Origin of the sequence: Aromatoleum toluolicum (genome assembly GCF_012911005.2) — a bacterium.
Classification (GTDB): Bacteria; Pseudomonadota; Gammaproteobacteria; order Burkholderiales; family Rhodocyclaceae; genus Aromatoleum; species Aromatoleum toluolicum.
Genome location: NZ_WTVS01000043.1, coordinates 16,589 through 30,542, shown reverse-complemented (window position 1 = coordinate 30,542; position 13,954 = coordinate 16,589). Strand labels below are relative to the sequence as shown.

14 protein-coding genes are annotated in these 13,954 nt (G+C 67.1%); 5 read left to right on the top strand and 9 right to left on the bottom strand.

All coding sequences use genetic code 11. From position 1 onward, the window contains the following. The first annotated feature begins 1 nt into the window (after nt 1). The 4 genes from GPA27_RS18600 to GPA27_RS18585 all read left to right on the top strand — a co-directional run bounded on the left by GPA27_RS18600 (nt 2) and on the right by GPA27_RS18585 (nt 3,874). Entirely contained in the window at nt 2-979 is a 978-nt protein-coding gene (locus GPA27_RS18600; RefSeq protein WP_211165091.1) for a branched-chain amino acid ABC transporter permease, read from the top strand. After that, the gene (locus GPA27_RS18595; protein ID WP_169141983.1) at nt 972-1,733 is read left to right on the top strand and encodes an ABC transporter ATP-binding protein; all 762 of its coding nucleotides are present in this window, start codon (nt 972-974) and stop codon (nt 1,731-1,733) included. The genes GPA27_RS18600 and GPA27_RS18595 overlap by 8 nt, the downstream gene beginning before the upstream one ends. Next, entirely contained in the window at nt 1,726-2,442 is a 717-nt protein-coding gene (locus tag GPA27_RS18590; RefSeq protein ID WP_169141982.1) for an ABC transporter ATP-binding protein, read from the top strand. Before GPA27_RS18595 ends, GPA27_RS18590 begins: the two co-directional genes overlap by 8 nt. 73 nt (nt 2,443-2,515) lie before the next feature. Further along, entirely contained in the window at nt 2,516-3,874 is a 1,359-nt protein-coding gene (locus GPA27_RS18585) for an MFS transporter (protein ID WP_169141981.1), read from the top strand. Nucleotides 3,875-3,925: 51 nt separating this feature from the next. On the opposite strand, the gene GPA27_RS18580 is transcribed toward GPA27_RS18585, so the two are convergent. The 5 genes from GPA27_RS18580 to GPA27_RS18560 all read right to left on the bottom strand — a co-directional run bounded on the left by GPA27_RS18580 (nt 3,926) and on the right by GPA27_RS18560 (nt 10,425). Then, nucleotides 3,926-4,306 carry a hypothetical protein gene (locus tag GPA27_RS18580; protein WP_169141980.1) on the bottom strand — a complete coding sequence of 127 codons (381 nt, stop codon included), beginning with the start codon at nt 4,304-4,306 and terminating at the stop codon, nt 3,926-3,928. Nucleotides 4,307-4,356: 50 nt separating this feature from the next. Further along, nucleotides 4,357-7,476, bottom strand: coding sequence for an efflux RND transporter permease subunit (locus GPA27_RS18575; RefSeq protein WP_169141979.1), 3,120 nt, complete (start codon nt 7,474-7,476; stop codon nt 4,357-4,359). A gap of 9 nt (nt 7,477-7,485) precedes the next feature. After that, nucleotides 7,486-8,589 (bottom strand): efflux RND transporter periplasmic adaptor subunit, encoded by a 1,104-nt coding sequence (locus tag GPA27_RS18570; protein WP_169141978.1) that lies wholly within the window; start codon nt 8,587-8,589, stop codon nt 7,486-7,488. A 70-nt stretch (nt 8,590-8,659) separates the two neighbouring features. After that, entirely contained in the window at nt 8,660-9,223 is a 564-nt protein-coding gene (locus GPA27_RS18565) for a hypothetical protein (RefSeq protein WP_169141977.1), read from the bottom strand. Beyond that, nucleotides 9,220-10,425 carry a TolC family protein gene (locus tag GPA27_RS18560; protein WP_169141976.1) on the bottom strand — a complete coding sequence of 402 codons (1,206 nt, stop codon included), beginning with the start codon at nt 10,423-10,425 and terminating at the stop codon, nt 9,220-9,222. The genes GPA27_RS18565 and GPA27_RS18560 overlap by 4 nt, the downstream gene beginning before the upstream one ends. A 405-nt stretch (nt 10,426-10,830) precedes the next feature. Here GPA27_RS18560 and GPA27_RS18555 point away from each other — a divergent pair, with 405 nt between their 5' ends. Further along, on the top strand, nt 10,831-11,307 hold the full coding sequence (locus GPA27_RS18555) for a DUF423 domain-containing protein (RefSeq protein WP_246261237.1): 477 nt from the start codon (nt 10,831-10,833) through the stop codon (nt 11,305-11,307). Here GPA27_RS18555 and GPA27_RS18550 read toward each other — a convergent pair. The 4 genes from GPA27_RS18550 to GPA27_RS18535 all read right to left on the bottom strand — a co-directional run bounded on the left by GPA27_RS18550 (nt 11,210) and on the right by GPA27_RS18535 (nt 13,935). Continuing rightward, nucleotides 11,210-11,749 (bottom strand): TPM domain-containing protein, encoded by a 540-nt coding sequence (locus GPA27_RS18550; RefSeq protein WP_169141975.1) that lies wholly within the window; start codon nt 11,747-11,749, stop codon nt 11,210-11,212. The genes GPA27_RS18555 and GPA27_RS18550 overlap by 98 nt on opposite strands. 31 nt (nt 11,750-11,780) lie before the next feature. Next, entirely contained in the window at nt 11,781-12,680 is a 900-nt protein-coding gene (locus GPA27_RS18545) for a TPM domain-containing protein (RefSeq protein WP_169141974.1), read from the bottom strand. A 42-nt stretch (nt 12,681-12,722) separates the two neighbouring features. Continuing rightward, entirely contained in the window at nt 12,723-13,343 is a 621-nt protein-coding gene (locus GPA27_RS18540; protein WP_169141973.1) for a LemA family protein, read from the bottom strand. A 163-nt stretch (nt 13,344-13,506) separates the two neighbouring features. Continuing rightward, the gene (locus GPA27_RS18535) at nt 13,507-13,935 is read right to left on the bottom strand and encodes a hypothetical protein (protein WP_169141972.1); all 429 of its coding nucleotides are present in this window, start codon (nt 13,933-13,935) and stop codon (nt 13,507-13,509) included. Nucleotides 13,936-13,954 lie beyond the last annotated feature (19 nt).

Below are 13,954 nucleotides of genomic sequence, written 5' to 3'. Positions count from 1 at the left end.
GATGCCGCTCGCGCGCAAGAAATCCCGCAACTACCTGCCGCTCGTGCTGCTGATGCTGGCGCTTTTCCCCATCTTTGGTTCGAGCTATTACAACGAACTGATCGGGAAGATCATGATCATGGCGATCTTCGCCATGAGCTTGGACCTGCTGGTCGGCTTCACCGGTCTCGTCAGCTTCGGCCACGCGGCGTTCTTCGGCGTGGCCGCCTACAGCGTGGTGCTGCTGTCGCCGAAGTACGATCCGGGAAACCTCCTGCTGGTCCTGCCGGGAGCGGTACTTACCGGCGCGGCGGTCGCCTTCGTCGTGGGGCTCTTCGTGCTGCGCACGAAGGGAATCTACTTCATCATGGTGACGCTCGCGTTCGCGCAGATGATCTACTTCGTGTTTCACGACACGCCGCTCGGCGGAGGCTCGGACGGGGCCTTCCTCAACGTGAAGCCGGAACTGCGCATCGGCGAGAAGGTGCTGCTCGACCTCAACGAGCCGATGCAGTTCTACTACATCGTGCTGGTCCTGCTGGTCGTGGCCTACGTGTTCCTACGGGTGCTGTTGCGCTCCCCGCTCGGCCATGCGCTGGCGGGGATCCGGAGCAACGAGCATCGCATGCTGTCGCTCGGCTTTCCGGTGTTCCTGTACAAGCTCGCCGGGTTCGTCACCGCAGGCGGACTCGCGGGGCTGGCAGGATTCCTGTCCGCCTGCCAGTACGGTTTCGTCACGCCGGAAATCCTTTCCTGGCACCAGTCGGGAAACGTGCTGCTGATGGTGATCCTGGGCGGCATGGGGACGCTGAACGGGGCCGCGATCGGAGCCTTTGCATTCGTCGTGCTGCAGGAGGTGTTTTCCGCACTGACGAAGCACTGGCAGCTGCTGATGGGGGTCGTCATCGTTACCGTCGTGATGGTGCTGCCCGGCGGCCTGTCGAGCCTGCCGCAACGCCTCAAGGGCCTGCTGATCGGGGGAGGCAACCGCAATGGCTGAGCTCGTTCTCTCGGCACGCGGGATGTCGCGCCGATTCGGGGGCCTGTATGCGAACAGGGACGTGTCGCTGGACATGCACAAAGGCATGTTGCATGCCGTTCTGGGACCCAACGGCGCCGGCAAGTCGACGCTGATCAACCTGTTGTCGGGCGACCTGCCCCCCTCGGCGGGGCAGATCCTCTACCGCGGCGAGGACATCTCGGGCTGGAGCCCGGACAAGCGCTCGCGCGCCGGCATCGGCCGCAGCTACCAGCGCACCAACATCTTTCCCGCCTTCACGGTGTTCGAGAACTGTCGCCTCGCCGCGCAGTCGCGCGCACCGCGGGCGCTGCGCATCTTCTCGAAGGCGATTTCTTTCGCCGACCTGCGCGACGCCGCCGACCGCGCGATCGCGCAGGCCGGGCTTGCCGAGCGGCGCGATGTCGTTGCGGCGACGCTGAGCCACGGCGAGCAGCGGCAACTGGAAATCGCGATGGTGCTCGCGACATCGCCCTCGGTGCTGCTGCTCGACGAGCCGCTTGCCGGCATGGGCCCCGAAGAGTCGCAGTCGATGGTGGCGCTGCTCAAGAAGCTCACCCCGGACCACGCCATCCTGCTCGTCGAACACGACATGGACGCGGTGTTCGCGGTCGCCGACGTGATTACGGTGATGGTGGCGGGGCAGGTGCTCGAAAGCGGACCGCCGGACCAGATCCGCGACAGCGTCGCGGTTCAGGAAGCCTATCTGGGTGATGGAGAGTCGGACGATGAGTGACGTACTCCTGGAAGCCGAAGGGCTGCACGCGTTCTATGGCAGCAGCCACATCCTGCACGGCATCGATTTCCACATCAGCCGCGGCGAGACGGTCGGCTTAATGGGCCGCAACGGCATGGGCAAGACCACGCTGATCCGCAGCATGCTCGGCCACGTGCGCCCGCGCCACGGCCGCGTCGCGGTGCGCGGCAAGACCATGACGGGCGCGCGGCCCTATCTCATCGCGCGCAAGGGCATCGCCTACGTGCCCGAGGGCAGGGGGATCTTCCCGAACCTGACGGTGCGCGAGAACCTGATCATGGGGGCGAAACCGGGCGTCGACGGGCGGCGCGACTGGACCTACCAGCGCGTGCTCGACACCTTCCCGCGCCTGGGCGAACGGATCAACAACGGCGGCAGCCAGCTCTCGGGCGGCGAACAGCAGATGCTGACGATCGGCCGCGCGCTGATGACGAACCCGGACCTGCTGATCCTCGACGAGGCGACGGAGGGGCTCGCGCCGCTGATCGCCAAGGAGATCTGGTTCATCATTCGCCAGATCCGTGCCACCGGCATCGCCACCGTCGTCATCGACAAGAACCACGCGGCGGTCACGTCGATTTCCGACCGCAACGTCATCCTCGTGAAGGGCAAGGTGGCCCACGAGGCGAGCAGCGCCGAGCTTCGTGCGAACCCCGACCTGCTGCATAAACATCTGGGCGTGAGCTGATCGCCCGTCACCGAACTGTGTGGCTCCACAAGGAGCCTTGCGGGATTAAAACGATACCAGGAGACACGGCAGCATGAGAAATATCGATGTACATAAACTGATCGACGGGGCGAAATTCAATCGCTTCCACTGGCAAGTCCTGTTCTTGTGTGCCCTGATCATCATCTTCGACGGCTACGATCTCGTGATCTACGGAGTCGTGCTGCCGGTGCTGATGAAGGAGTGGGGCCTGACGCCGATCCAGGCCGGCACCCTCGGCAGCTACGCGCTGTTCGGCATGATGTTCGGCGCACTGGTGTTCGGTCCGATGTCCGACCGCTTCGGGCGCAAGAAGGTGATCGCGGTGTGCGTGATCCTCTTCAGCCTGTTCACCTTCCTCAACGGCTTCGCGCGCGACGTCACCGAGTTCGCGGTCTGTCGCTTCCTGGCGGGACTGGGGATAGGAGGCGTGATGCCCAACGTCGTCGCCCTGATGACCGAGTACGCGCCGAAGAAACTGCGCACCACGCTCGTCGCGATCATGTTCAGCGGCTATTCGGTGGGCGGCATGCTGTCGGCGGGGCTGGGCATGTATCTGATCCCGGCGTACGGTTGGTCGTCGGTGTTCTTCGTCGCGGGGTTGCCGTTACTACTGCTTCCCGTGATCTATTACCTGCTGCCGGAATCCATCGGCTTTCTGCTGCACGCGAAACGCGACCAGGAGGCAGCCATCCTGCTGTCGCACGTCGAAGGGAGCTTCGTTCCGCAGCCCGGGGACCGCTATGATTTCCCGACCGGAAACACCGGCCACGCTCCCCTCGTGGCACTGTTCAAGCACGGTCGCGCGCTCAGCACGATGATGTTCTGGGTGGCTTTCTTCATGTGTCTGCTGATGGTCTACGCGCTGGCATCGTGGCTACCGAAGCTGATGACGCAGGCGGGCTACGGTCTCGGTTCGAGCCTGTCCTTCCTGCTGGTGCTGAACCTCGGTGCCATCTTTGGCGCGGTGGGAGGCGGGGTCGTCGCGGATCGCCTGCACCTGAAGACGGTGCTGATGGTCTTCTTCGTCATTGGATCTGTATCGATCAGCCTGCTCGGCTACAAGAGCCCGACCGAGGTTCTGTACATCCTCGTCGCGCTGGCCGGCGCGACCACCATCGGTTCGCAGATCCTGCTGTACGCGTATGCGGCGCAGTTCTATCCGATGGCGATCCGCTCGACCGGCATCGGCTGGGCCTCGGGCGTCGGACGCAGCGGCGCGATCCTCGGACCCATCGTCGGCGGCACGCTGCTGGCGATGGCGATGCCGCTGCACTTCAACTTCCTGTTCTTCGCGATCCCCGGCGCCATCGCGGCATTCGCGGTCTCGCTGATCTCGCGCAGCGCATTCCACGCGCCCGAAGAAGAGGATCCGCTCGCCTTTGCTGGCGAAATGGGTGTCGTGACCGAGTAAGACTGCGGCGAACGCCCGCCCCGTCGTCGGGGCGGGCGCCCGGGCGACAGACTACTTGATCGAAAACCGCGCTGTCGCCGGCGCCTTGCCGGCGAGCGTGACCACCGCCACCGCCTTGGTGCCGGAGCCGACCTTGAACGCGCCCTTCGCTTCGAGCTTGTTGTCGCCGGCCGCGGCGAGGGTGGCCTCGGATTTCTCGGCGCCGTTCAGCAGCGTGACTTTCGCCGTGCCGCCGGTCGTGTCGACCTTCCGGCCGTGATCGTCCAGATAGAGCGTCAGGCCATCGGGCGTCGCGACCAGTTCATACACGACATCCTTGACCTCGACGACGGCACCGCCGTGCCGGGGTGTCAGGTCGTGACCGGCGCCGGCGAAGACGGCGGGCGCGGACAGGATCGCGAGGGCGGCGACCAAGGCGTTGAGGGATTTCATCGGTTTCTCCATTGGTGTCGATGCTGGGACGGATAAGGTGGAAAGATCGTTCAATACGCCTCGCCGCCGGAATCGGCGACGAGACGCTCCATCGGCTTGCGCCCGAAGATCCAGACCATTGCGGGCGTCACGAAGGTATCGAGCAGCGTCGAGCTGATCAGGCCCGAGAAGATCACCACTGCGACCGGATGCAGGATCTCGGTGCCCGGTTGTTCGGCCTCGAACAACAGCGGGGCGAGCGCGAAGGCGGCGACGAGCGCGGTCATCAGCACCGGCGTCAGCCGTTCGAGCGAGCCGCGCACGAGCATGTGGCGGTCGAATTTTTCGTCCTCGAAGGCGCACAGGTTGATGTAGTGACTGACCTTGAGGATGCCGTTGCGCGTCGAGATGCCCGCGAGCGTGATGAAGCCGATCAGCGCCGCGACCGACAGCGGCTGACCGGACAGCCACAGGCCGATCACCGAGCCGACCAGCGCGAGGGGGATGTTGGCCATGATCATCAGGGCGAGCGCGGTGCTCTTGTAGCGGCTGTAGAGGACGAGGAACACCATCGCGGCGGAGACCAGCGACAGCAGGCCGATCAGGCGGCTGGATTCTTCCTGCGCCTCGAACTGGCCGCCCAGGTCGATGAAGTAGCCTTCCGGCAGCGGCGTATCGGCGATGACCTTGCGGATATCGGCAATGACGTCCGACAGCGGGCGTTGCGACGCGTTGGCGGACAGCACGATGCGCCGTTTGCCGTCATCGCGGCTGATCTGGTTGGGGCCGTCGGATTCGTCGATGCGCGCGAGCTTCGATAGCGGCACGCGACCGTTCGGCGTGTCGATGAGGACGTTGGCGAGGCCGTCCACCGAGCGTGCCGTGTCGGGCAGGCGCAGCACCAGGTTGAAGCGGCGGTTGCCTTCGATGACCTGCGCGATGCGTTCGCCGTCGACCAGCATCGTCAGCTCCTCGAGCAGCTTCGACGGCGGCAGGCCGTAGGCCTCGGCGGCGTCGAAATCGACGCGCACCTTGATCTGCGGCGTGAGCACCTGCTTTTCGATCTCCAGGTCGGCCAGGCCCTCGATGCCGGCGAGGCGACCGCGCAGGGCATCGGCCTGGGCGCGCAGCGTGTCGAGGTCGTCGCCGAAAACCTTGATCGCGATCTGCGCACGCACGCCGGAGAGCAGGTGGTCGATGCGATGGCTGATCGGCTGGCCGATGCCGATCGCCGCCGGCAGGCTTGCGAGGCGTGCGCGGATGTCGGCATACACGGCGTCGAGCGGGCGTTCGCCGGGACGCAATGCGATGTCCAGCTCCGACGAATGCACGCCCTCGGCATGTTCGTCCATCTCGGCGCGGCCCGAGCGGCGACCGACGTGCACCACTTCCGGCACCTCGCGGATGAGGTGCTCGGCCTGTGTCGCGATGCGTACCGACTCGGTGAGCGTGGTGCCCGGGTTCAGGCGCAGGCCAACCAGCACCGTGCCTTCGTTGAAGGGGGGCAGGAAGGTCGTCGGGAAGAAGGGCACCAGCGCCAGCGCGGCAGCGACCGCGACGGCCGCGGCGGCGAGCAGCGTGCGGGCGTGGTCGAAGCTCCATTCCAGCGCCGCGGCGTAGCGCCCCTTGAGCCATTGCACAAGCCGCGTGTCGCCGTGGTCCAGGCTCTTCATGCGCGGCAGGAGGTAATAAGCCATCACCGGCGTGAGCGTCACGGACACCAGCATCGAGGCGAGGATGGAGGTGATGTAGGCGATGCCCAGCGGCATGAAGAGACGCCCTTCGATACCGGGCAACGCGAACAGGGGCACGAACACGAGCACGATGATGAAGGTCGCGTACACGATCGCGGAGCGCACTTCCAGCGTGGCCTTGCCGATCAGTTCGAGCGGGTTCAGGCGGGCGTGGCCGTCGGCGCCGCGCCGACGCTCCTGCTTGAGTCGCCGCAGCACGTTCTCGACGCCGACGACCGCGTCATCGACGAGCTCGCCGATCGCGATCGCCAGTCCGCCGAGCGTCATCGTGTTGATCGACATGCCGAAGTAGCGGAACACCAGCACGGTCGTGAGGATGGAGGCCGGGATCGCGACGAGCGAGATCAGCGTCGTGCGCAGGTTGGCGAGGAAGAGGTAGAGCACCACCGCGACGATGGCCGAGGCGGCGACGAGCTTGCCCTGCAGGTTGCCGATCGACGATTCGATGAAGTTGGCCTGGCGGAAGGTCACGCGCGGCGCGTCCATGCCGGTGGGCAGGGACTTCTTCAGCTCGTCGAGCGCGGATTCGATCTCGCGCGTGAGCTTCACGGTGTCGGCGTCGGGCTGCTTCTGCACCGACAGGATCACCGCCGGCTGGCCGTTGAAGCCGGCATCGCCGCGCTTGATCGCGGGCGCGAAGCTGACCGCGGCGACCTGCTTGAGCAGAATGCTGCGACCGTCGCGGGCGGCGACCGGCAGGCGTTCGAGATCCGCGAGGCGGGTGGTGTGGCCGATGTGGCGGATCAGGTATTCGCGCGCATTGAGTTCGAGGAAGCCGCCGCTGGTGTTGGCGGAAAAGCCTTTCAGCGCAGCCGCGATGTCGTCGATGGTGACGCCCAGCGCGGCCATGCGCGCGGTGTCAGGTTGCACCTGGTACTGCCGCACCTCGCCGCCGATGGGGATCGCCTGTGCGACGCCGGGGACCGACAGCAGGCGCGGGCGCAGCACGAAATCGGCGTATTCGCGCGTGGCCATCGGGTCGATCTTCGCCGGATCGATCGGGATCGCGATCAGCAGGATTTCGCCCATGATCGAGCTGATCGGCCCCATCGCGGCGTGTTCGATGCCGGCGGGCAGCTGGTCGCGCACCGTGGTGAAGCGCTCGTTCACCATCTGCCGCGCGCGGTAGATGTCGACGCCCCAGTCGAAGCTCACATACACGAAAGCGAGACCCACCGAGGACACGGAGCGTACCGCGCTCACGCCGGGCAGGCCGCTCATCGAGACTTCGAGCGGGATCGTGATGAGCTGTTCTACTTCCTCCGGCGCCATGCCGCCGGCTTCGACCTGCAGCGTGACCTGCGGGCGGTTGAGGTCGGGGAAGACGTCGACCGGCGTGCGCACCAGCGTCATGCCGCCGTAGAGCATCATCACCGCGGCGAGCGCGAGCACCAGCAGGCGGTTGCGCAGGGACTGATTGACGAGCCAGTCGAACATGAGTCGTCCTCAGCGCACCTGGTTCACGAGGGCGGCGCCCTGCACGACGACCCGGTCGCCGGCGGCAAGCCCATCGGTGATGGTGACGGTCGCGCCATCGAGCGGATGCTGGCGCACGGTACGCGGCACGAAGCGTTCGGCGGAGCGATGGACCCAGACGATCTCCTGGTTCGCAGGATTCTTCACCAGCGCGGCGGCGGGCACAGGGATGCCGGTGATCTGCTCGTGCGTCTGCACGATGACCTGCAGCGGCTGCCCGACGGCGAGCGGCGGCGTCTTGCCCGCGACGGTGCGGAACAGCACCGGCAGGCTCTGTTCGCGCAGCGCCCGGCCCGCGCCGACCCATGTCAGCGGGAAGGCGGTGCGGCCGCCATCGACGGATGCGGAGGCCTGCGCGACGCCGTCCGCCTGGGTCGCGTCATGCGCGATGGCTTCGACCTGCAGGCGAGCGGGGTCGATGATCTCGAACAGCACTTCACGTGCGTCCACGACCTGGCCGGCGACGACATTGCTCGCGGCGATGACGCCCGACACCGGGGCGACGAGCGCCTCCGCCGTGTTCAGGCTGCCTGCGACCGCGGCGAGGCGCTCTCCCTGGCTACGGACTTCGGTCTGCGCGGCCTCGATCTCCTTGCGCGGCACGCTGCCTTCCAGCTCCTGCAGGCGGGCAAGTTGCTTCTTCGCGGTATCCAGACTGGCGCGCAATTCGGCCGCCTGCGCCTGCTGAGCGGCGCGCTCGATCGGGTTGGCAGACGCGCGAACGTGCGCGAGCACCTCCCCCTTGCGCACCGCCTGACCGAGCACCGGCAAGCCGCGCGGGCCGGCTTCGACGCGGCCTTCGATGGTCGGCTGCACCTTGCCGCCGGCGTTGGGATCCATGACGACCTTGCCGACCCACTGCCAGGTCCGGGGCAGGGACTGCGGTTCGGCGACGACGGTGCGGACGTCGAGCTGGCGCTGCGAAAGCTTGGGCAGGAACACCGAGCCGTCGGGCAGGCGTTTGGGCGCATCGGGGTTGGTCACGACGGGCATTTCGTCGTGGTCGTGGCCACCGTCATGGCCCGGCCCCGCGAAGGCGGGGGCGGCGAGGGCGACTGCGAGAAAGGGGAGCATCAGCCAGGTCGGAATTGCACGGCCGGGCGAAGTTCGGGGAAAGTTTTTCATGTTTTTATACGAGCTGTTCTCAGGACGCCGGGCGACGACGACGCAGGCCGAGGGTGAGTGCAAGCAGCGCGGCAGCACCGCCGGCGCCCCACCACAAGATGCCGTTCGAAGCGCGAGCCGCTGCGGCGGCGGGCGCGGTCTCGAGTTGCGGCACGACGAGGTCCGCGGCGAGAAGATCGACATCGTCGCCGGCCGTGATCGTCAGCGTCACCGGATAGCTCCCCGGGGTGGCAAACGGCTCGGACGCGAATCGATATGACTGGCGTTCGGGAACGTATTCGCCCTGCGCCTTAAATCCGCCCGACTCGAGCTCGATCCGGGCATCCGGGACAGGCTCGTTGCTCGCGTAGCGGTCGAGTGTGAGCGTTAGTGCACCGCGCGAAACGACGCCGACCACCTCGAACAGCTCCGAGTGCGCCTCGAAGCGCGGGACCGCAGGGCCGGATGCGACGGGCTGCACCTCGTCATGGTCGTGTCCGCCGTCGTGCCCCGGGCCGGCGAGCACGGGCGTCGCAAAGATGACCGTACCTGCGATGGCCAGCCATCGAAGGCGTCGCGTGAAGCGATGATATACGGGGTTCATGGAAGCAATCCGTAGGCTTGTTTCAGTCGGGATGCCGCGCGGCCGGATTCGAGACGCGCGCGGCCGAGCGCGAGCTCGGCGTCGAATGCTTCGTTTTCCGCACGCAGCCGCGCGGGAAGGTCGATCTGTCCGAGTTCGAACGCCTTGACCAGGAGTTGCCGGCTGTCGGCGGCAAGTCGGGCCCGCTCGGCGGCAAAGGTCTCGGCTTGTCTGGCCTGCTCGACTTCGGCACGGGCCGCCTCGACCTCGGCGTTCAGGCGCTCGTGCTGCAGCGTGGCCGTCGTCTCGGCCTCGATGAGTTCCGCGTTCGCCGCGCCGATCAGGGGCCGGTTGCGAGCATCGGAACCGAAGGGCAGACGCACGCCGACACTCGTCGTGTTCGCGTAGCGCTCGCCAAAGTCGCCGCGCTCGCGCTTCATGCCGAGGATCAGCTCCGGGCTGTCGCGCGTCGCAGTGCCCGCCTCGTGCAACCGGGCGCGTGCCAGGTCTGCCGTGCCGCGCGCCGCGATCAACACCGGATGGGCATCGAGGTCGCCCGTTGCGGGGGGCAACTCCGTATCTGCGGGCACCTGCACGACACCGGTCAGCGCCTCGTAGAGCCCTTGCTCGCGTCGTACGCGCGCCACCACCTCGGCCAGGGCCGCCTTCGCGACCAGCACGGCCGCGTGTGCAGTGTTGGCATCGACACGAGCCAGATCGCCGGCACGAACGCGGCGTTCGACGTCCGCGGCGAGCGCTTCCGTCTGCGCGACGCGGCGTTCGTTCGCGTCGAGTTCGTTGCGGGCCAACCGCAGCGACCATACGGCCTCGCGCACCTCGGCGGCAACGCGAAGCCGTGCCGCCGCGAGGTCGCCTTCGAACGCCGCGGCTTCCGCCTCGGCCGTTGCCGCACCCGCGGCACGCACGCCGGGCGTGCGCAGCGGCACTTCGAGTTCGGCCTCGACTTCGCGCATGCCGTCGTTGCGGTTCAGGCGATCAGAACTGTGTACCAGGGTGAGACTGGGTGGAGCCGCCGTCCAGCCGCCGGCTGCGTCGCGTCGTGCGTCCGCGAGCTCACGCCGCGCCTCGGTCGCACGCGACGCGGCGCTGCGCTGCCATGCGGCCGCGACGACGGCGCGGATCGTGACGGAGCCATCGCCTCCGGGGCGGGAATCCGGCTGCTGGGCAGCCAGCGAGGACGAAATGCCGAGCACGATCAGCATGCCCCAGCGCAGGCGGCTCGTGCGGCCTCGGGCGCTCCGGGGAGAGGAAAGGGCGGATCGAACTGGCATGAGGTCGGGGCGAACGCGGGCAATCCGCGCAGGCGTGGATGATGGGGGCGATGATGCTTGCGCCGGACGAACAGAACACTGACCGGTGAATTACATTTTTGTAAGCTTCGGCCGCGATCACGTCTGCCCAAGGCTTGCCTGACAGCGGTCCTGTCGTCGCAACCGGCGCATCGGGTCACGCGCCGGGGGGTGTGGCAGGCCGCGTCGCGGTGGGCCATTGCACCGTCGGGTACGGCAGCGGACACTATCGGTCTCAAGCCTGCCCGACGCTTTCGCTGCGGTCAGCGCTCTGCCGCGCGGCGCTTGCCGTGCGGAAACCCGACTTCTTACCCAACCATGAATCGATTCATCCTGATTGCAGGCAGCCTGCTCGCGGGCCTGGGCGTTGCCCTGGGTGCTTTCGGCGCACACGGCCTGCGCAACGTGCTCGGCGCCGCAGAACTCGGATGGTGGAACACAGCCGTGCAGTACCAGATGTGGCACGCGACCGGGCTCCTCGCGCTCGGCGCCTGGCGCTTGCCGCATACGGGCCCCGCGGCGATCCTGCTCGTGCTCGGCACCCTCGTGTTTTCGGGCAGCCTGTACGTGATGGCGCTGAGCGGATGGCGCGTGCTGGGGATGATCACCCCGATCGGCGGCACGCTGCTGATCGCCGGCTGGCTGCTGCTCGCATGGCGGGCGCTGCGCGGGGAGGTGGCGCAGCGGAGGGGGGCGGTCAGCGCAGGATGGGCCGGTTCGGCAGTTCGTTCACTTGTCCGCTGCCGTCGTCGCCGGTATCCGTCGCGGGAAAGGCGGAGCGTAGAACCGCGCTGACGGCGTCGATCGCGCGCCCCAAGCCTTCCTCGTAGCGGCCGGCCCTGAATTCGGGCGTGGCCTCGGCGATCATGCGCTGCCACTCGGCGTCGCTCACGTTCCGCGCCACGGCACGGTCGGCCACGATTTCGATGCGGTGTTCCGCGAGCTGCAGGTAGATCAGGACGCCGTTGTTGAGTTCGGTGTCCCACACGCGCAGTTTGCCGAACTGCGTCACGGCACGTTCCCGCACGACGGTGGCGATCGGAGCCCCCTTGAGGTGGCGCCACAGATAGCTCAACGGAAGGCTCGCCTCGACGCACAGGCAGATCTCGCCGGTGTGTTGCAGTTCGCTTTCGCGCACGCGCGCCTCGAGGCGCTGCAGTGCGTCCTGCCCGACGGCCCGTCGGGCATCGCCGGCATCCAGCCAAAGGTGGCGGACGAGACGGGCGAGGGCGCTCATCGACGTCCCCCGGTTGCCGGATTGATCTTTGCTACCATCGCCCGGACGCGCCTCCACCGCCGAAACTTCCGCCGCCACCCGAGCCGAAACCGCCGCCGCCGAAGCCGCCTCGTCCTCCGCCGCCAAAGATGATCGGTCCGCCGGGCCCGCCGCGGCCCCCGCGTCCGCCGCCGCCGGTGCCGAGCACGAAGACGAAAATGATGGCGAGGACGGCGACGATGATGCCCAGCACGAAGCTGCCGAGCAGGAATTTCGCGAGTAGACCGAAGACGCCTCCGGTTGCCAGTGCGCCGAGCTTGCGTCCCAGGACCGCAGAGAGCATGCCGCCGACGATGGGTACGCCGAACATGAGGAAGACGGCGATGTCCTGCAGCGAGCCGAAACCGCGCGAGGCGCGGGCGTCGGGTTCAGGCTCGGGCAGTGCGAGGTTTTCGCCGCGGATGCGTGCCATCAGCGCCTCGACTCCGGCGTCGATACCTGCGGCGAAACGGCCTTCGCGGAAGGCGGGCGTGATGGCGCGGTCGATGATGTGGAAGGCGGCAAGATCCGGCACCGCGCCTTCGAGCGCGCGTGCGACCTCGATGCGCACGCGCCGGTCATCCTTCGCGACCACCAACAGGAGTCCGTCGCCGACGTCGCGCCGGCCGATCTTCCACTCCGCCGCGACGCGATACGCGAAGGCGGCGATGTCCTCAGGCGCCGTCGTCGGCACGATCAGGACGACAAGCTGGCTGCCGCGCTCGGTTTCGAATCGGGCGAGCTTGTCTTCGAGCGCCTGCCGCTCGGCGGACGACAGCGTTCCCGACTGGTCGATGACGCGTGCCGTCAGCTGGGGAACCGGGATCAGTTCCTGTGCGCTTGCGGCGCCCGGCCACAGCAGCAGTGCAAGGGCGCACATCGCCAGGCGCAAGGCGTATTCGAGCGCAAGCATGGGACGGGCGACGGCCGGCATCAGGGCAGGGGACTGAGCACGTCAGCGCTTGGGTGCGCCACCGCCGAATTCCACTGCCGGGGGCCGCGAGATCTCCTGCTCGTTCGTGACGGTGAATCCTGCCTTGGGTGCGTAGCTGAACACCATCGCCGTCAGATTCGTCGGAAAGCTGCGGGCAAGGACGTTGTATTCCTGCACGGTCTTGATGTAGCCGTTGCGCGCAACGGTGATGCGGTTCTCGGTGCCTTCGAGCTGCACGCGCAGATCCTGGAAAGCCTGGTTGGCCTTCAGGTTCGGGTAATTCTCGGCGACGACGAGCAGGCGCGACAGGGCGCTGCCCAACTGGCCCTGAGCCTGCTGGAAGCGTTCCATCGCCTGCGGGTCGGCGAGCATTTCGGGGGTGAGCTGGATCGAGGTCGCTTTCGCGCGTGCCTCGATCACCCGTGTGAGCGTTTCCTGTTCAAAGTTCGCCTCGCCCTTGACGGTCGCGACGAGGTTGGGAATCAGGTCGGCGCGTCGCTGATACTGGTTCAGGACCTCGGCCCAGGCAGCCTTGCTTTGCTCGTCAAGGCGCTGGAAATCGTTGTAGCCGCAGCCCGCAGTGCTCAGCGCGGCTGCGACAACGGCGGCCGATGCAAGGCGGCGCAAGAAGGATCTCGACACGTCACACTCCCAAGGATCAGGTCAGCCGCACCAGGCGGCTCAGTGCGCCGCGCGCAGCCTATAGCTGCCGCGACACCCGATATGCGGGAGTGATGATAACCCGCCGCGCGTCGATTGCGACTGCGGCGGGAATACTGGGCGAGGAGGAAGGCAACGTATCCGCTCAGTCGTCGTGCTTCTTGTCCGGTCCGTGGGGCATTACGGTATCGATTGAGATCACGTTGCTGCCGCCCATCCAGGGCAATATCGGCACGTGCACGCGCATCGACAACTTTGTCGCCTCGGTCCCAGGTTCATCTTCCGAACGGCAGAAGGGAATGACCGTCGACTCGATCTTGGGAACCCATGGGAGTTCTGCATGCCGACGCTCCGGGCGTTTCGAGCGGGTGCGCCCGGAAGCACGCGTCGGAGCCCCCTCCGGGCCGTGCTGTCCGAGCCACGTTGCCCATGACTGCATCCACAGGTCGAACCATGGCATCCCCATCCAGGCCGCCGTTAAGTCGGCAAATGGCCACGTCGCGCGCGATTCATCGGGTGCAGGCTCGACCGGCGGTGGAGGCGGGGACTCGTGAGCTATGGCTTTTCTTGGCATGATCGGCTCCTCGGCTTCA